At 34.2% G+C, this 17,384-nt stretch carries 17 protein-coding genes; 8 read left to right on the top strand and 9 right to left on the bottom strand.

Annotation, left to right across the window (positions count from 1 at the left end; translation table 11 throughout):
* The first annotated feature begins 830 nt into the window (after nucleotides 1–830).
* Nucleotides 831–2,195 (top strand): TrkH family potassium uptake protein, encoded by a 1,365-nt coding sequence (locus KQI49_RS16360; RefSeq protein WP_216490665.1) that lies wholly within the window; start codon nucleotides 831–833, stop codon nucleotides 2,193–2,195.
* A gap of 29 nt (nucleotides 2,196–2,224) precedes the next feature.
* Nucleotides 2,225–4,174 carry an EAL domain-containing protein gene (locus tag KQI49_RS16365; RefSeq protein ID WP_216490666.1) on the top strand — a complete coding sequence of 650 codons (1,950 nt, stop codon included), beginning with the start codon at nucleotides 2,225–2,227 and terminating at the stop codon, nucleotides 4,172–4,174.
* 576 nt (nucleotides 4,175–4,750) lie between these two features.
* On the opposite strand, the gene KQI49_RS16370 is transcribed toward KQI49_RS16365, so the two are convergent.
* From KQI49_RS16370 to lepB, 3 genes are all read right to left on the bottom strand, one after another.
* Nucleotides 4,751–5,887, bottom strand: a complete 1,137-nt coding sequence (locus tag KQI49_RS16370) for a S1C family serine protease (RefSeq protein ID WP_253286894.1) — start codon at nucleotides 5,885–5,887, stop codon at nucleotides 4,751–4,753.
* A 25-nt stretch (nucleotides 5,888–5,912) separates the two neighbouring features.
* Nucleotides 5,913–7,064 (bottom strand): zinc ribbon domain-containing protein, encoded by a 1,152-nt coding sequence (locus tag KQI49_RS16375; protein ID WP_216490667.1) that lies wholly within the window; start codon nucleotides 7,062–7,064, stop codon nucleotides 5,913–5,915.
* A 467-nt stretch (nucleotides 7,065–7,531) separates the two neighbouring features.
* Nucleotides 7,532–8,056, bottom strand: coding sequence for a signal peptidase I (lepB, locus tag KQI49_RS16380; RefSeq protein WP_216490668.1), 525 nt, complete (start codon nucleotides 8,054–8,056; stop codon nucleotides 7,532–7,534).
* Between the two features lie 313 nt (nucleotides 8,057–8,369).
* Here lepB and KQI49_RS16385 point away from each other — a divergent pair, with 313 nt between their 5' ends.
* Nucleotides 8,370–8,525, top strand: coding sequence for an FbpB family small basic protein (locus tag KQI49_RS16385; protein ID WP_216490669.1), 156 nt, complete (start codon nucleotides 8,370–8,372; stop codon nucleotides 8,523–8,525).
* 242 nt (nucleotides 8,526–8,767) lie between these two features.
* Here KQI49_RS16385 and ric read toward each other — a convergent pair whose 3' ends face one another.
* Nucleotides 8,768–9,460, bottom strand: a complete 693-nt coding sequence (gene ric, locus KQI49_RS16390; RefSeq protein ID WP_216490670.1) for an iron-sulfur cluster repair di-iron protein — start codon at nucleotides 9,458–9,460, stop codon at nucleotides 8,768–8,770.
* 313 nt (nucleotides 9,461–9,773) lie between these two features.
* Here ric and KQI49_RS16395 point away from each other — a divergent pair, with 313 nt between their 5' ends.
* Nucleotides 9,774–10,070, top strand: coding sequence for a hypothetical protein (locus KQI49_RS16395; protein WP_216490671.1), 297 nt, complete (start codon nucleotides 9,774–9,776; stop codon nucleotides 10,068–10,070).
* A 57-nt stretch (nucleotides 10,071–10,127) separates the two neighbouring features.
* Here the strand turns inward: KQI49_RS16395 and KQI49_RS16400 are convergent, their stop codons facing one another.
* From KQI49_RS16400 to KQI49_RS16410, 3 genes are all read right to left on the bottom strand, one after another.
* Nucleotides 10,128–10,346, bottom strand: coding sequence for a hypothetical protein (locus tag KQI49_RS16400; protein ID WP_216490672.1), 219 nt, complete (start codon nucleotides 10,344–10,346; stop codon nucleotides 10,128–10,130).
* A 76-nt stretch (nucleotides 10,347–10,422) separates the two neighbouring features.
* Nucleotides 10,423–10,884, bottom strand: a complete 462-nt coding sequence (locus KQI49_RS16405) for a YkyB family protein (protein ID WP_216490673.1) — start codon at nucleotides 10,882–10,884, stop codon at nucleotides 10,423–10,425.
* 85 nt (nucleotides 10,885–10,969) lie between these two features.
* Nucleotides 10,970–11,821: a metallophosphoesterase gene (locus KQI49_RS16410; RefSeq protein ID WP_216490674.1), complete on the bottom strand. Its 852-nt coding sequence runs from the start codon at nucleotides 11,819–11,821 to the stop codon at nucleotides 10,970–10,972.
* A 219-nt stretch (nucleotides 11,822–12,040) separates the two neighbouring features.
* Between KQI49_RS16410 and fadH the strand changes: the two genes are divergently transcribed.
* Nucleotides 12,041–12,808 (top strand): 2,4-dienoyl-CoA reductase, encoded by a 768-nt coding sequence (gene fadH, locus KQI49_RS16415; RefSeq protein WP_216490675.1) that lies wholly within the window; start codon nucleotides 12,041–12,043, stop codon nucleotides 12,806–12,808.
* Nucleotides 12,809–12,854: 46 nt separating this feature from the next.
* Here fadH and trhA read toward each other — a convergent pair whose 3' ends face one another.
* A complete protein-coding gene (gene trhA / locus KQI49_RS16420) occupies nucleotides 12,855–13,496 on the bottom strand; it encodes a PAQR family membrane homeostasis protein TrhA (protein WP_216490676.1) in 642 nt (213 codons plus the stop codon).
* A 299-nt stretch (nucleotides 13,497–13,795) separates the two neighbouring features.
* On the opposite strand from trhA, the gene cbpB reads away from it, so the two are divergent.
* The 3 genes from cbpB (at nucleotide 13,796) to KQI49_RS16435 (ending at nucleotide 15,742) form a co-directional block, all read left to right on the top strand.
* Nucleotides 13,796–14,236 carry a cyclic-di-AMP-binding protein CbpB gene (gene cbpB, locus KQI49_RS16425; RefSeq protein ID WP_216490677.1) on the top strand — a complete coding sequence of 147 codons (441 nt, stop codon included), beginning with the start codon at nucleotides 13,796–13,798 and terminating at the stop codon, nucleotides 14,234–14,236.
* A 362-nt stretch (nucleotides 14,237–14,598) separates the two neighbouring features.
* Entirely contained in the window at nucleotides 14,599–15,141 is a 543-nt protein-coding gene (locus KQI49_RS16430) for a peroxiredoxin (protein WP_216490678.1), read from the top strand.
* A 151-nt stretch (nucleotides 15,142–15,292) separates the two neighbouring features.
* Complete coding sequence (locus tag KQI49_RS16435) at nucleotides 15,293–15,742, top strand: TlpA family protein disulfide reductase (protein ID WP_216490679.1); 450 nt, start codon at nucleotides 15,293–15,295, stop codon at nucleotides 15,740–15,742.
* A gap of 119 nt (nucleotides 15,743–15,861) precedes the next feature.
* On the opposite strand, the gene KQI49_RS16440 is transcribed toward KQI49_RS16435, so the two are convergent.
* Nucleotides 15,862–17,310, bottom strand: coding sequence for a nitrate/nitrite transporter (locus tag KQI49_RS16440; protein ID WP_253286899.1), 1,449 nt, complete (start codon nucleotides 17,308–17,310; stop codon nucleotides 15,862–15,864).
* Nucleotides 17,311–17,384: the final 74 nt, after the last annotated feature.

The following is a 17,384-nucleotide window of genomic DNA, read 5'->3' on the forward strand; positions in this document are numbered from 1 at the left end:
GTTTTCAACAGAACTTAGACGGACTAGCCCCACTGGAATATACAGAGCTATCCGCCTAATTGTTTATCTTTTTATTTATACTGTCTACTTGACAGGGGTCGGTTCACTTTCCGTGGGCGTCTGATGAGCCTCCTCGTGCTACGTGCACTACGGGTTCTGATCTAGCCTCAGCTCCCACAAGGGTTATCGGTGGGACGAGCATTTAGCGCAGTCCTAGGAATCAATGGTCTTCCGCTCCAAACAACCATCATATTAGCATTTACTACCTAAAGAGAGAAATCATATTTATAGCGAAGGAAAAAATGCGAGCCTCCTCGAAAATAAAAACCAATTTTCTTCGTGCGATGTAACGCGCTGAAGTCCCTCAAGTCCTATGGGAAAGGAACAGTCTGAAGACCCCGAAACGATGGTAAAGTTAATGATGGCCGACTAAACCGTCCTTTGCGGACAACGCTGGCATGCCTCTTACCGAGGCAAGGGGTATGCCAGCGTTCCCCATGGAAAGCGATTGTTTTGTGGGCTTGATAATCCAGTATTCTCATGGGCAGTTCATCGAGAAGTCAACTGGTGTTTGTATTTTATCTTTACTCCAAGATTTCAAGGTTATATGTTAAACTCAAACTGCGGGAGTTGGGATAGTAATATATTAAAAAGGAACTTCTATATAGCTTGAGGCTTGCCATTAATGTAGAATAGTGGTTAAGCCTCATTGTTATTTTAAATAATGGTCGATGTCAATTACGCTTAATTAAGCGAGAAAGAATTCTCACTTATCCTTTAATACCGTTTAAAGTTGTCGATATATTATATAGCAGGAGAAGGAGTCGCACATGTTCAGTTCTAATTCATTTATTCAAAGATTGCACAGGATTTCTCCTGTACGCACATTATTACTATTTTATTTTATAGCCGTTATTTTTTCGACAACCCTATTACTATTACCGGTTGCTTACCAAGAAGGTGTCCAAATTTCTTTAATCGATACCATTTTCACTGCGGTGAGTGCCTTAAGTGTCACTGGTTTAAGTACGGTAACGATTGCTGATACTTTTAGTACAGTCGGCATTATTTTCATTGCAATTATCCTGCAACTTGGAGCAGTAGGGGTTATGGCAATTGGGACACTTATCTGGCTTCTCTTAGGCCGTAAAATTGGCCTGAAAGAAAGACGTTTAATCATGACGGATCAAAACCAGACTGCTTTTTCCGGAATGGTCTCTTTAATTAAAGAAATAACATTGGTGTTGTTATCCATTGAATTGATTAGCTTTATTGTACTTGGAACTTACTACCTTCAATATTTTCCTACGGTTGAAGAAGCTTTTTTAAATGGATTTTTTGGAACGATTAGTGCGGTATCAAATGGTGGATTTGATATAACGGGCCAATCACTAATCCCTTATAAAGATGATTATTTCATTCAATTTATCACGATGTCGTTAATTATACTTGGTGCTATTGGGTTTCCGGTTTTAATCGAAGTAAAAAGTTTTTTACTTAAAGAGCATATAGGTCATCGAAAAAGACGTTTTACTTTATTTACCAAACTGACAACGACGACATTTTTAATTTTGATTGTATTTGGTGCTTTGTTTATATATTTGCTGGATATGAACCATTACTTCGCTGATAAATCATGGCACGCGTCATTATTTTACTCATTATTTCAATCTGTTACGACGCGTAGTGGTGGTTTATCCACCATGGATGTTAGTCAATTAACGGAATCGAACCATTTATTTATGTCTTTTCTCATGTTTATTGGTGCATCCCCGAGTAGTGCAGGAGGTGGAATACGAACCACAACTTTTGCTCTTGTGGTTATATTTATCATCACATATGCACGAGGCGGAAAGTCCATTCGTATTTTTAAGCGAGAGGTCCATGAAGAGGATTTATTGAAAGCAGTAACTGTTACATTAATGGCGATAGGATTAGTTTTTATATCAAGTGTGATTATCACAATAATTGAGCCGTATACAGTTACAGAGATATTTTTTGATGTCACCTCGGCGTTTGGGACTGTTGGTCTTAGTCTAGGTATAACGAGTAAGTTAACAACGTTTAGCAAAATTATACTAATGCTTCTCATGTTTATTGGTAGGATTGGAATCATAACATTTTTATTCACATTTAAAAGTAATAAGAATGTAGGAAATTACCATTATCCGAAAGAAAGAATTATTATAGGATAACGTATTGAAGTCATAAGGAGAACTAGAATATGTCAATCGAACAATTGGACTTTTTTTTATCGGTAAACGAGAAAATCTTACCTTATTTAAATGATGCAATTTTAATTGTGCAGAAAGATGGTAAAATTATTAACGGTAATAAGCTTGCATATTCTATGCTGAAAATCGATGAAGGTAAGTCTTTCCTGCATTCCTATATCGATTTTGATTTGTTAGAGTACAATCAGCAGCGATCATATATAACTAATCTTAAGGAAGAAAAGGCTAAACAGATTGACTTGAGAATAATTAACATCTCAGATACCTTACACTATGTGTTGATGAAACAATTGTCTGTAACTGCTGAGAATTATCAAGTTAATGAATTGCTCTCAAAAAATAGCTCGGAAGGTGTAATGATATTTGAGAATAATATGTTAGTTGATATTGACTCAGCACTTGCTACCATGCTCGGCTATTCTCGTGAAGAATTAAAGAATAAGTCAATTAGTAATCTCTTTCAAAAAGAGGAGACGTCTTTATTTTTATTACCTGAAGTAAATGTTTATAGAGGGCTAAAAAAGAACGGTTCATCAATTTTTGTAGAGCTGGTTGAACGTCCTTATTATGATGGAAATAATGAAATTAGAATTGCCGTTGTTCGAGATTTGACCGATCAAGTTCAACAAGACAAAATAATAAAACAATTAGTCTATTTTGATAAACTAACCGGCTTGCCTAATTTGAAATTTTTCACTCATGCATTAAGAGAAGCAATTCAATCTAACAATATAACAGAAGATAAGGCAATAGCTGTCTATTTTATTGATTTAAACTACTTTAAAGAAATCAACGAAACACTCGGTTATGAGTTTGGCGATAAGTTATTAACGTCCTGTGTCATACGGATCAGGACTCTATTAGATTCGCATTCATTTTTATCCCGAATCAGAGGGGACGAGTTTCTAATCTTCAAACAAAATATTTATGATTTTGAGCAAGCAGAAGATCTTGCTAATAAACTGATTGATATATTTAAGAAACCAGTCAATATTGATGGTTATGACATTTATATATCCATCTGTGTCGGTATTAGTGTTTATCCAGAACATGGTGAAAAACCAATGGATCTAATTAAACATGCTGATTCAGCAATGTATGATGTCAAGCGAAAATATCAAAACTGTTATAACTTTTATAACTCTGCCATCACGCAAAAGTTTCAACAAACACTGGAAAGGGAAAGTGAGTTGCGGCACGCACTGAAAAATAATGAATTTGAATTATTTTATCAACCTCAAAATAATGTACTTACAGAAAAAGTGGTCGGTTTTGAAGCATTACTCCGTTGGAAGCACCCTAAAAAAGGGTATATACTTCCAGGAGAATTTATACCTCTAGCTGAGAAGACAGGCTTGATTATTGAGATGGGTGATTGGGTACTAAGAGAAGCTTGTAGGCAATGTAAGACCTGGCAAGATGAAGGGTATGAACCTACAAATGTCAGTGTTAATATGTCGGCAAAACAGATTCACCAACCTGGTCTTGTGGATAAGGTTAAAAACACTTTAGAAGAAACAGGATTAGCTCCGCATTATTTAGAACTTGAAATAACAGAAAGTATGGCGATGACATATGAAAGGCTAATTCTAAGAACTATGCAGGAACTTAGAGAATTAGGAGTTTATGTATCAATTGATGATTTTGGTACTGGTTATTCATCCTTTAAGTACTTAAGTGTATTTCCGATTAGTAAATTGAAAATTGACCGCATGTTTCTTAATGATCAACAAAAGCATAATCAAGCGATTGTTAAGTCAATCATACATATGTCCCATTCTTTGAATTTACGGGTAATTGCAGAAGGTGTAGAAACAGAGAATCAGTTAGAATTTTTACGGAACGAAAAGTGTGATGAAGTTCAAGGTTATTATTTTAGTAAGCCTTTACCTGCGGCCGAGCTAAGTCCGTTTCTAAGGAAAACAGCGCAAAGACTGTAGTATAAGTCTTTGCGCTGTTTTGTATTTGTTTGGGAAACTTTAACGTTAAAATTTCTGTGGATAATTTTATACTGAAATTGTCCACGTCTAGCTTGGGGCGCCCAGCAACTACCAAGCTTCGAATACCTTCCTACGATAAGTCGAACTCGAATCGCTCCGCTCTTCGGTTCTTCTTTATCTCGTCAGGTCTTCTCCAGCTTGTACGTTCCTAACCGGCCGCTCGAGCTTTTGTTACGTCTAGCTTCAGCGCCCAGCAACTAGCAGGCAAGTTTTGGCATTAAAAAACTTGTGAGACTTCCATCGCCTCATGACACGATAAGTCAACATCGGCTCAAATTAATAAAAAAGGCCGACTAAGTTCAGCCTTTGCGGCTAACGTCGGCATACCCCTTTTTGCAGGGGCATGTTTCCTTTATTTCCTACGTAGGAATAGTCAATTAAAACCACTGCTCCTGAGCAGTGACATTGAGCCACCTCGCTTGGCGAGGCGCAGTCCGTACGTTGCTAGACAGGCCCCCACGGGCGCTTTTGTTCTAAGTCATTGTCATGCAATAAGGTACAGGCACGATATCAAAATCAAGATGTCTCTGACAACTTAAAGATTTTTAATTGATCGTTTTCATAACCAACGGTAAAAGTAATTTCTTTTTTCTTTTTCTTCGTTTTATCTTCATTATTGTTTTTCTTTTCCAAGGTTACATTGACAGTACTAATAAGTTCATTGTCTTCATTTAAATCACTAATGATTTCATCATACTCTAAATTAACAATATTGCTATACTTATCACGAAAATCGGAATATGAATTTTTCTCTTGCATAGAGTCACCAAGCATAGCATAGGCATTTACATAGTCACGAATTTTAATACTGTCTAAATAATACTCAACAATATATTCTCCATCTTTAATAAACTGATCAGGGTTTAATTTAGAAGCAATGTCAGATGTACTTGCAAACTCCAGGTCGTCATTATGAGTTTCTTCAGACCATTGCTCGACGTCTTCGATAAAAGTTTGTGTAGGAATGCTGAAGCCTATTGTTCCATCTTCCGTACCGACAGAGTTTACACCAATCACTTTTCCCGTCTCACGATTAATTAAAGGTCCTCCACTGTTTCCATGTGTAATTTGCGCGGATATTTGATAAACATTCTTATAATCAAAACCATCCACTGAAAAGTTTCTTTCCTTTCCTGACACGATGCCAAGTGTAACAGTGTTTTGAAACCCATGCGGGCTACCTAAGGCGATCACTTCATCTCCAACTTCAGCGTCGTTCTCCTTCTCTACAGGGAGATTATTATGGCCGGCTAATTGAGGCACACGGATGACAGCTATATCAGTATCTTCGCTGATTTTTACAACAGCGGCAGGGTATGTTCGGGCATTGGCGGTACGCACATAAATTATTTCTGCATCCTGAATAACGTGAGCGTTCGTTATAATATCACCCTGGTTATTATAAAGAAAACCTGACCCTGTTAAAGTATCCGACTCATTTTGTCCTTCTATTTGCATCACATATTTTTCGGATTCATAAATAATTGACTTCAAATCCTTTGATTGTTCTTCTTCTTTAATCATACTTATCACAGGGTTGGAAATCGAAATGTCTTGCTTGTCCCAATAATTATAATAAAGAATAAAAGAGATTAAAGCTATTATACTGATTATAATAGCTATTAAGCTTGGAAACGAGAGCTTTTTGAACAAATAAGTATACCTCCTCGTTGAAGTATTAATCTGTATACCATGTAATTTTATTAATTTTGATTGACAGATTTTTTTCTTTATCAATTCCATAATGTGTAAATTCAAATTGACCTGTATCCTCTGGTTCTAATGTATCTGGAAAAACGAGTACTTCATTACTCACCAGTTCATTGTTTTCTTTAGTTAGTATAGAGTAATCCACTTTAATAGAGTTAATGGGAACCGTTGCGATGCTCTCAACTTCACCTTTTACAACTAATTGATCTTGGTCATTGTATTCTATGTCTACAAAACTTAATTTAACAGCATCTGATTCATTGTATTCGGTGTTCATTGCTTGTTCTAAACGCTGTTTAATAGTATTTTCAAATGCTGACTTATCTTTTTCAATAGAAGCTTTTAAACTTTGCAGCTTCTCAGAATCCGGGGCATATCTCAGACCATCCTCAACAATTGTTTGGGCACTATTAAATTGTTTTTTATTTAGTTGGTCATTTGCATTAGCAAACGTGTAATCAACAATTTGATCTCTAATCGTGTTTGTAATTTCTTCTCCTTCATCTGTTTTGATAGCATCTGCTTCCCATAATATTATTTTTAGCTTATCAATACTGGGATCTTCTTTTAACAGGCTGTTTAATTGTTCTAATTTCACATTATTTCTGTGCGATGATAATGTATTTATCAGATGATTCACAGCTGAGCCATTATAGTTTTTAATTAATTTTTCAGCTTCATCCAGCAAGGCTAAAGCTTCTTGATAATTATCTTCATTTAGCTCTTTTGACGTATCACTTATGATGCTTTCCACCGTTTTAGCCTGTTTAGCATAATTAAGAGCAATTGAGGCTTGAGTAAAACCTTTTTTATAATTTAATGCTTGTTCAAACAGTTTTTCAGCTTCTTTATAATTATCTTCTAAAAGGTATTCTTCTCCTAGTTCGTATAAGTTTTTTGCCTCTGACGTTTTATTTTGAAGAAGAAGATGATACATAAAAAAGGATAAAGCAAATAATACAATTACTGATAAAGGAATAAACCATGACTTATTAAAATTACGTTTATTTTTTTGCCGTTGATTGATGTCATCAGGAAGTTGTTTACCACAATTTACACAATAAGTTTCTTCTTCGTTGACACCTGATCCACAATAAGGACAATACAGTATTTTAACCACCTACTTTCTAATGAGAAAGTGAAATTTTTTAACTTTAAAACGATCCATGTACTCATATACCCCATTTTATAAAGGTTAATGGGGCGGCTATCAAAATTTTGTGTGAAAAAATGTACTTTATATAATTTTACGGTTTCTTTTTAGTATTTTATCATATTTTGACTTTATTTAGGTAACATAAATTGGTATGATATTGTTAGAGTGGTATTAATATGTCTTGATTAATTATACTGTTACATAGGAAACTCTAGGAGGTGCTCATTATGTGGGAAGTTCTATTTGGAGTCATTTGTTTTGGAATTCTTGCTTTAAACATAGGTTATTGCTTATTCGATAATGAAAAATAAATATAGAGCATAGATATCGCCTTTTGCTTTATATATTAATAAAAAATCCGAGCAATTAGTTACTTAATAACTTCTTGTTCGGATTTTTATTTAAGCTCGATATTTAGTTTAATAACAAAGCTACCTTGTCATTGACCATTCACTAAATGGATAAATGATAAATTCTGATCGGCCGATAATATCTTCTTCAGCTATAAATCCCAACCCATTTCGACTGTCTTTACTGATGGCTCGATGATCTCCCATTACGAAATAACTGTCTTCCGGTATAGTTATGGGGCCAAAATTGCCGGTGTGATTTTTTGATTCTTCCGTTAGAAATGATTGGTCATATTCTTTGTCGTCAATATATAGCACATGATCTTTCATTCTTATCGTTTCCCCAGGTAGACCAATCACACGTTTCACATAATTTTTAAGAGGATGTTGAATAATGACAATATCACCACGCGAAGGTTCTCCAATTATGTAAATCAGTTTATTGAAGATAACTCTTTCTCCACTATGGAGAGTTGGTTCCATGCTCTCTCCCTCGACAATCGAAGTAGCGAATATAAAAGCTTTTAAAAAGAAAGCAAGTAAGATTGCAAATAATATTGCTTTAATCCATTCAAACCATTCATTTTTCTTTTCGGTGTTAGCCAAAGAAGACATCCTTTCTTATTTTAGGAATTATAAAAGGAAGTTTGTAAAATTAACTCCTAGCCACATTTTAGACAATAAAAGTTCATCTTTTATATTAACATAGTCAGAGTAAGGATTCGACTAATGAAGCTATACTTTTTTTGAAAAAGTGAATAGTACTAAAGTCATATTTTACCACAATGGAAGTTAGAATCCAATATGATTAGGTTTATTTGCATAAAAAATTCCACTGTGCAAAACTTCAGAATAATTTGGTTAAAATATGGAGGATTAGGGTATAGCCTACTAATCATTCAAAAAGGAGTGTAGCCAAATGCGAGGCAGATTACTTAATTACGAGCAATTGGTTAAAGAAAACAAGCAGGATTTATTAGAGGATGAATCAAAAGTCGAACAAATCGAATTGAGATTAGAAAAGAGACAAACAAAATTGGTGGAAGATAAAAGAAACGGCAGGGCAATTTCGTAAAAAGAAATAACTTTAGGTATACAGAGGGGCGAACGCTTTAGTTTAATTATAAAAGTGTAGACGCCCTCTTGTATACTATTAGAGACCGAGACATAATTATTTTAGTTAATGTAAAAGCGAATGTATTAAAGTATATTTCTTTAAATATACAACGATGTATTTTTCCGAAGTGAATAACGCTCATTTAAAATTGTTTATCTTATAATAACCAATACTTATTTTTGTCCCAACCTTTTTCGTCATTATAATTTTTTAAATAGAATATTATTTTCCAAATGGATATGATCATATGTTTCAGATTCCAATTCCGCTAAACGGGCATACGTCATGTTGTATGTGTTGCACGCACCTTGAGGGGGTTCGAAATCATTTGTTATTTCCCTGATTTGTTTAAGTAGGTTTCCGGTTGTTTCATGTTCATCCTCTAAATTTCCATTTGCATCATGAATTTTTGCAAGGAGTTCTTCACTTGGATTTACCTCATATTCTTTGATAAGAGGAAAAACTTCATTGTTCTCTTTAATCGTATGGTCAATTAACTCTGTTTGAAAAAGATTGTATAAGTTATATAACTCTTCTAAATGTGGATGGTCTTTACCATGAACTGTTAATACTCTTGTCACAAAGCCATTAAGAGCAGATAATTCTTGTTCTAAAGGATCGTGATATGTTTTTGTAATATAATCAATGAGCTCAGTCATTGATAAAGCATCCCAATCAGTACTAGCATGTCCTTTATTTATCCAATTTTTATAAGCCGTATTTAGTTCTGTTAAAACCGTCATTTCGTCTAATGACTTTTCTGTAAAGACATCAGTAAGCGGTCGATTTCCTCCACAGCAGAAGTCAATCTTTCTTTGTTTAAATAAATCACTTGCTTTAGGAAATATTTTAACTATTTCCGCAGGTGTATGTTCAGCTGTAAATTGATTCATTATCATAGCCTCCTTTTGTTGTTAATTAAATGATAATCATTCATGTTTAAGCATGCAGTGAGGTATGTCACTTAATGTAATGATTTATAACAATATGAGGTGTTTTTCACATGACTGTCACAGTGTTGTAAGAATAAACTCTAACATCTTGCTCTGAGTACTAACCATAAGGTTCTAAAGTTACCGTTCTTTCTAAAAACATGTATTTATATTGATCTCAGTGTCGATACTTTATTAAAGAGTAGGAAGGATAGGTGACGGGTGAATGGGGTATTTATTAAATTTTTATATTGAAAACTTAGATGTTTTCAGCATGAATGATAGAGTGTTATATCTTTTTTTAACGATAGCAGGGATTTTTATAAGTTATTTGGTTATTAAGCCAATTATTACTTTACTGGTTTCTACAAACTCATTTCATCTGTTAAGTTATATTACAAGTGGTTTGCTTGTATTGTTTATTTTCCTAATTGCCATCTTGGTGAATGAGACATTAGTTACGAAAGCAAACCATTTATTTAAGTTTATTTTGCAATCATTAGCTATTTTTGGCGTTATTTTATGTATAGTAAATTTAAGTCGTTATATTCGTGATAAATTAAAAACATAATGAGTGCAAAAGAAAAAACGCATGAGTAAGACTCATGCGATAAGATAGTTAGATTAATTATGCTTCTTTTTCCCCAACAGCAAAATAATTTTGTAGAAAGCGTAACCATTCAACTGTTTGTTCGAATTTAGCATTTGGAGACTCTACTGCTTTAGGAGCAAGATCCATGATAAGTTGTTTTTCTGAATCATTCAATTTATTATAGCTGTCTCTTAAAGAGTGAGCCTGGGTCGTATACCGATTGAGTTCATATAGGAAATCTTGGACATCAGTCATTATGCAACCTCCTTTTTAATAACATACCTTTAAATTGCATATGTAAAACATAAAATAAAAGAAGTTACATTTACTGTTAAAAGTTTCTTTTTGGTGGCCATTCCATTTTACCTAAGGAAGAGGGTGTAAAATAAGCAGAAGAGTATTTTGGTCGTTTATTTATCGGTTTCTTATCTTTCCAGTCGATGTATTGATAAAGAATTCGTTTTGCCTGTGATAAAGACATTTTTGTGCGAGGGTTGCGATAATTCTCATCAAGTTTGCCCAGATGTTTAAGTTGCTTGAAGTCTTCTTTAGATGGAGGGATATGAAAATAGTAATTATCCACTTTCACAAGCAATGTTGAATATTGATTACTAAGTCTAGGACGGTTTGAAAAATGTAAGCCAATCTTTTCAGCTTTTCTTTCTTTAAGCAGCCTATTAATCGATTCTTTCTTAATAAAATAAAGATGTTGAGGTTCGGGAGCCGTTTTAGCATGACGATTAATGGTAAATATAGCTTGGGCAAGATTATTCAATGGGATATCCTGTTTCACTTATTATCATCTCCTTTCTTGACCCTATCGTATCTTAAAGTCTATCAATATGCAATAATGAATAGAGTTGGATAATTAAAGTTAATTATTCACATTTTAATGTATATACATGAATTTCAGGCTTACATAAAAAGCGATAAGGCAAACGAGTTGTTCCAATACCTTTGTTAACAAATAAAGTGAACTTTCCATTGTCTAGCGGATATTTGCCTTGAACATATTTTTCAGCATAGGCAGGCGTATACAAATGTCCTATGAACGGTAAGCGAACTTGTCCACCATGACTATGGCCTGATAACTGGACATCTACCGGATAATCGAGGGCAGTTTCTGCATAATCAGGTTCATGTGCCAGTAAGAGGGTGAACAAGTCAGGGTTTGCTCCCCTTAAAGTCTCTTTTAAGTTGGGTTTTCCTAAAATAACATCGTCTATACCTGCTATAATGATTCGATCGTTGTTTATTTCAACGGCTTTATGTTCATTTTTTAACAATTTAAAGTCGGCTTCATCCATTGTTTGCTTTAAAATATTTGTACCATAGCCTCCATGGTCATGGTTCCCGTATATCCAGTACTTACCATAAGGTGCGGATAATGAACTTAGTTTTTTAATTAATTGCTGATTCCAACTATAGTCTTCGGGATTATCGACGAGATCCCCCGTAAACACAATCAAGTCTGGTTTTTGGTTGTTAATTTGTGTAATTAATTTATTGATTTTCTCTAATGAATAATGAAAACCAATATGTGTATCAGAAAATTGAACTATTTTAAAACCATTATATGAATCAGGTATTTTAGATGAAGTTATTGATTCTTGTTGAATATGCAATAGGTAGGGCTCAATTTCTCTTGCATAATAAAATGTTCCACCGCTAATCCCAATAATTCCAGCTATCGTAGCGAACGCTTTTTTTAAAAATGTACGTCTGTTCATCCTAATAAAACCTCTCAATATAAAATGATGATAGTTAAAATTATAGCACGAAATAGGAGAAGTGTATCATTATATTGTAATTAAATTCAATGTAACAATAATAAAGATAATTAGGATAACTATATTCACTCTTTTGGATATTATGAAATCTTTTGACTTCTCTTTCTTATAGCTTTAAGATTAATGAATAAGTATTCATTTTAATAAGGGGGAAGATCAATGAAAAATAAGACAGTTATTGTAACAGGCGGATCAAGTGGCATGGGAAAATATATGGCGAAAAAATTCGCAGATGAAGGAGCTCAGGTTGTTATAACAGGTAGAACAGAAGAAAAATTGGATAAGGTTAAGACGGAATTACTTGAAAGCACTACCGGGGATATATTAACAATTCAGATGGATGTAAGGAAACCTGAGGATGTTGAACGTATGGTCAAGGAGACAATAGAGGAGTTTGGCTCGATTGATCATTTGGTTAATAATGCGGCGGGTAATTTTATTTGTGCTGCTGAAGAATTGTCTGTTAATGGATGGAATTCAGTTATCGATATTGTTCTTAATGGAACATTTTACTGTAGTAGAGAGGTGGGCAAATACTGGATTGATGAAAAGATTAAAGGTTCCATTGTTAATATGGTGGCAACCTATGCTTGGAATGCGGGAGCAGGAGTCATACATAGTTCAGCAGCTAAAGCGGGGGTTCTTAACATGACAAGGACTTTAGCTGTTGAATGGGGAAGAAAATATGGTATTCGCGTGAATGCTATTGCACCAGGACCAATTGAAAGAACAGGCGGTTCAGAAAAACTGTTTTTATCAGATGAGACAGCTAAGCGCACAGTACAATCCGTTCCGTTACAGCGTCTTGGGAAACCAGAAGAAATCGCAGAATTAGCATACTTTTTATTTTCTGATAAAGCCAGCTACATTAATGGGGAAGTTGTTACAATGGATGGAGGACAGTGGCTCAATTCGTTCCCATTTTAAAAAAATATTAAAAAGCAGGTGTGCCATCCTCCATTGACACACCTGCTTATATAATAACGTAATGAAGTATTGAAAAGAAATGGAATGCAGAACCAGCAAGAACAAAGAGATGCCATACAGCATGATGATAAGGAAAACTTCGCCACACATAAAAGATACAACCAACCGTATAAAATATCCCACCTAAGACTAAGAGTCTAATTCCACTACCGTCCATTATTAAGGTTAAAGGCTCCCATACGATAACAATGAGCCAACCCATTAAAATATAAAATAAAGTTGATAAAAATAAAAAACGCTTTACAAAAAACACTTTAAAAACAATGCCGATAATGGCTATACCCCAGATTACCCCAAAAAGTGTCCATCCCACAGTGCCTCGTAAATGCACTAATAAAAAAGGTGTATAAGTTCCTGCGATGAATAAATATATGGAAGAGTGATCAAATATTTGAAATATATTTTTCCATTTTCCATCTGGCAAGCTGTGTACAATTGTGGAACATAAGTACATTAACAGCATGGTAACACCAAAAATAGTGACCGAAACAATTTGCCAAGGATTTCCTTTCATTGATGAAAAAACAATGAGAAGAACAAGACCAGCAATACTTAATAAAGCCCCAATTCCATGTGTAATAGCATGAGCAATTTCTTCGTTTTTCGTATAGATGTGCGTTTCTCTCATTTTTTAACCTCTTTTTAACTATAGTATGAGTACTTATTATACATTGTTCTCAATAATAAAGAAACATATTCTTTTTCTTAAAACAGGAGTCGCCATCATTGGAAAACGAATGAGGCTCATAATTTGAAATAATTCATATGATATTACTAATTTAATTCATTCTATATGAGATATGCAACGTTTTAAAAAATTAATTAGATGTTTCCATGAAGCCATTTATGGTAAACTGTACGTAGACAGGGAATATTGTGCTAAAAAATTATAAGAAAGATGATTGATTGTAAAGGAGCGGCGTTAAAATGAGCTTAACACAAGATCAAAGACTAACTGATATAACAGTGGCCGATATGATGATTTCATCTGAAAAGGTGGCACATGTACAAGTAAATAATCCATTAGAACACGCTTTATTGGTTTTAGTTAAATCAGGCTATTCTGCAGTGCCCGTTTTAGATACATCATATAAACTGGTAGGAACGATTGGTAAAACAGTTATTCTAAATCAAACATTAGGTCTTGAACGCTTTGAGACAGAAAAATTATCCGATATAAAAGTAAAGGAAATCATGAAAACAGATATCCCAGTTTTACTTAAAACAAATACCTTTCTAGAAGGACTTAATAAAGTGATCAATTCTCCATTTGTCTGTGTTGCTGATAAAGAAGGATATTTTGATGGAATTCTAACACGACGAGCTATTTTAAAACATTTAAGGAGAGATTTATCTAGTAGAAGATAAATGATATAATTTTGACATATGTTATACAGATTAAAGATCTGAACGATATTTAAATTCTTTTAAAGTTAAGATTTGAAATCGTTCGGGTTTTTTATTGGAATTTAATAGATTGATAGTGTATCAATTAGTGGACAACTTTTTATCATAGTGATAACCTAAACGATAGAGATATGGGACAAAAGATCCTAAATATATTATCTTTAAAAACAATAGAATGCCCATTTATTGGCTAGGTAACATTTAAATAGGTCAATGAATTGACCTATTTTATACTGATTATTATTTAGGTTTGACTTTAAAATAATTGTCTCATATAATCAAAGTTAGATTAATTATTACATAAAATCTTGGAGGGATTTTTAATGGCAGAAAGAATGGTAGGCAAGCAAGCACCACACTTTGAAATGGAAGCAGTTATGCCAGATAAAGAATTTGGTAAAGTTAGTTTAGATGAAATTATGAAAGAAGATAAGTGGACAGTTCTATTTTTCTATCCAATGGATTTCACATTTGTTTGTCCAACTGAAATTACTGCAATGTCAGATCGTTATGACGAGTTTGAAGATTTAGATGCTGAAGTTGTTGGGGTATCTACAGATACAATTCATACACATAAAGCTTGGATTAACACGTCACGTGATGACAATGGACTAGAACAGTTAAAATATCCACTTGCTGCTGACACAAACCATAAAGTTTCCTCAGACTATGGTGTATTGATTGAAGAAGAGGGTGTGGCTCTACGTGGTCTATTTATTATCGATCCAGAAGGTGAATTGAAATATCAAACTGTTTTCGATAATAATATTGGCCGTGATGTAGACGAAACACTTCGCGTACTTCAAGCACTACAAACTGGTGGTCTTTGCCCTGCAAACTGGAAACCAGGTCAAGAAACTCTATAAGAGTTACTAAAACAAACTAAATAGTTTAGAGGCTGACTCAAAAAGTATAGAATATTACTTTCCAGCAAAAGAAAACTGAAGCTGAGTCAGCTTCTTTTATTTGTAAAAAATGGATTTATATCATCGCAGTTTAAATTCAGGAGGTAATAAGATGAAATTAAGAGATGAGATGCCTGAACTTGATGGGGCAACGAAATGGTTAAATAGTGATGGCGTTACAAAAAGTAATCTGATTGGCGATAAGCCGACACTAATTCATTTTTGGTCAGTGAGTTGTGGCCTTTGTAAAGAAGCCATGCCAAATGTGAATGAGTTTCGTGATGAGTACAAAGATCAGCTAAATGTTGTAGCAGTTCATATGCCTCGTTCTGAAAAAGACTTGGATCTTGATCAAGTGGAAGAAGTTGCTCAAGAGCATGATATTACTCAACCTATTTTTGTTGACAATACCCATGCGTTAACCGATGCTTTTGAGAATGAGCATGTACCATCTTATTATGTATTTGATAAAGATGGTTTACTTCGTCATAGACAAGCTGGCGGAGGCGGTATGAAGATGCTTCGTAAGCGTGTTAATCGTGTTTTAGGTATTAAAGAGTAATATAATACAAAAAACTAAATCAACATTCGATATCTGAATGTTGATTTAGTTTTTTTATTGTTTAGCGTACTATAACATTAAAACTGGGGCGCCCCACGCTTTTGTTCTTGACTTTATACTTAGCGTTCAAATTTTGCCTCGGATATATCATTAAAAATGCCAACGTAATACTTTACTTTTCCTACATTATTTTTTATGGAACTGATTGTTAGCCACTGTGGATATATCTCATCATTTTTACGTTTATTCCAGATTACTCCTTCCCAGTAACCATCTCTTTCAATTTCATCCCACATGTCTCGGTAAAACTCCTTATCATGTTTGCCCGACTGAAGAAGTTTAGGAGTATTACCATATGCTTCGTCTTTCGTATATCCAGTTATATCAGTAAAAGCTGGATTCACGTTTTGTATAACACCTTGTTTGTTAGCGACTAGAATTCCCTCTACAGTTGATTCAATAATTCTTCTTTCAATATTCATCTGATCTTGGTAATACATCCAAATGACAATTATGAAACTGACAAGGGCAAATTGAGATAGAGCCATAAATCCGATGGCATATTGACCGGTCATATTAAATACTGCTGTAAGAACTAGTGGTGGGAAAAAACCTCCTAGCCCACCCATAGCCGATACAATCCCATTTACAATTCCAGCATGTTTTGAAAAGTGCAGTGGAACGAGTTTAAAGACAGTTCCGTTACCAATCCCTACACAAACACCTACTGCTAAAGTTCCAACAGTAAACCAGCCAATACTTGGTGAAAAGGAAAGTAAAACGCCAGAAATAGTGACACCTAAAAATGTAATCATGAGCATCTTATAAGCATCAAATTTATCAGCCAGCAATCCCCCAATTGGACGTAAAAATGTAGCAATTACGATAAATCCTGCTGTCCTCATTCCAGCATCTACTGCTGTTAAATCAAAGTTGTTCACTAGAAAGCCCGGCAAGAACATAGTAAACGCTACAAAAGCACCAAAAGTTACAAAATAGAACAGGTTTAAAAACCATAATGTGGCATTTTTATAGACACCTTTAATTTCATCGACCATGGATACTTTAACTCTTTTTTCTTTTCTATCCCCTAAAAATATATTTAATAATATAAAGAATGCTAATAGAATTAAGTATAATCTAACAGTACTCACCCATCCGATGGACTGAGCAATAATTGGAGCACCAAATGTTGTTACGGCTGTACCGATATTACCCACGCCGTAAATACCGTTTACAAAACCGTGCCTTTCTTTAGGATAGTATTTTGGTATTGACGTGACACCAATCGAAAATGTAGCTCCACCAATACCTAAAATTAACCCACCAATAACTAAATCAGTAAACGTTGTAGCCGTACTAATGTAAAACACAGGAAATAATAAAGCTAAAAAACTAATGACAAACAGGCTTCTAGCTCCGAATCGATCCGTATAAAAACCAATAGGAATTCTTAAGACAGATCCTAAAATAACTGGAATGGCTGTTACGATGGAGACTTGAAATGATGTGAGTGCGATATCTTCTTGAATACTTGGCATTAATGACGAAATTAAAACCCAAATCATAAAACTAACAACAAGATTTGACGTTTGTAACGATAATTGGAGTGTCTTCTTTTGCACATTAATCCTACCTTTCG

This window comes from Virgibacillus sp. MSJ-26, assembly GCF_018918075.1.
GTDB lineage: Bacteria > Bacillota > Bacilli > Bacillales > Amphibacillaceae > MSJ-26.

Excerpts from the sequence above, each read along its gene's own strand:
- KQI49_RS16360 (WP_216490665.1), top strand. The coding sequence starts at position 831 with ATGTTCAGTTCTAATTCATTTATTCAAAGATTGCACAGGATTTCTCCT.
- KQI49_RS16365 (WP_216490666.1), top strand. The coding sequence starts at position 2,225 with ATGTCAATCGAACAATTGGACTTTTTTTTATCGGTAAACGAGAAAATC.
- KQI49_RS16385 (WP_216490669.1), top strand. The coding sequence starts at position 8,370 with ATGCGAGGCAGATTACTTAATTACGAGCAATTGGTTAAAGAAAACAAG.
- ric (WP_216490670.1), bottom strand. The coding sequence starts at position 9,460 with ATGAATCAATTTACAGCTGAACATACACCTGCGGAAATAGTTAAAATA.
- KQI49_RS16395 (WP_216490671.1), top strand. The coding sequence starts at position 9,774 with ATGAATGATAGAGTGTTATATCTTTTTTTAACGATAGCAGGGATTTTT.
- KQI49_RS16400 (WP_216490672.1), bottom strand. The coding sequence starts at position 10,346 with ATGACTGATGTCCAAGATTTCCTATATGAACTCAATCGGTATACGACC.
- KQI49_RS16410 (WP_216490674.1), bottom strand. The coding sequence starts at position 11,821 with ATGAACAGACGTACATTTTTAAAAAAAGCGTTCGCTACGATAGCTGGA.
- fadH (WP_216490675.1), top strand. The coding sequence starts at position 12,041 with ATGAAAAATAAGACAGTTATTGTAACAGGCGGATCAAGTGGCATGGGA.
- trhA (WP_216490676.1), bottom strand. The coding sequence starts at position 13,496 with ATGAGAGAAACGCACATCTATACGAAAAACGAAGAAATTGCTCATGCT.
- cbpB (WP_216490677.1), top strand. The coding sequence starts at position 13,796 with ATGAGCTTAACACAAGATCAAAGACTAACTGATATAACAGTGGCCGAT.
- KQI49_RS16430 (WP_216490678.1), top strand. The coding sequence starts at position 14,599 with ATGGCAGAAAGAATGGTAGGCAAGCAAGCACCACACTTTGAAATGGAA.
- KQI49_RS16435 (WP_216490679.1), top strand. The coding sequence starts at position 15,293 with ATGAAATTAAGAGATGAGATGCCTGAACTTGATGGGGCAACGAAATGG.
- KQI49_RS16440 (WP_253286899.1), bottom strand. The coding sequence starts at position 17,310 with ATGATTTGGGTTTTAATTTCGTCATTAATGCCAAGTATTCAAGAAGAT.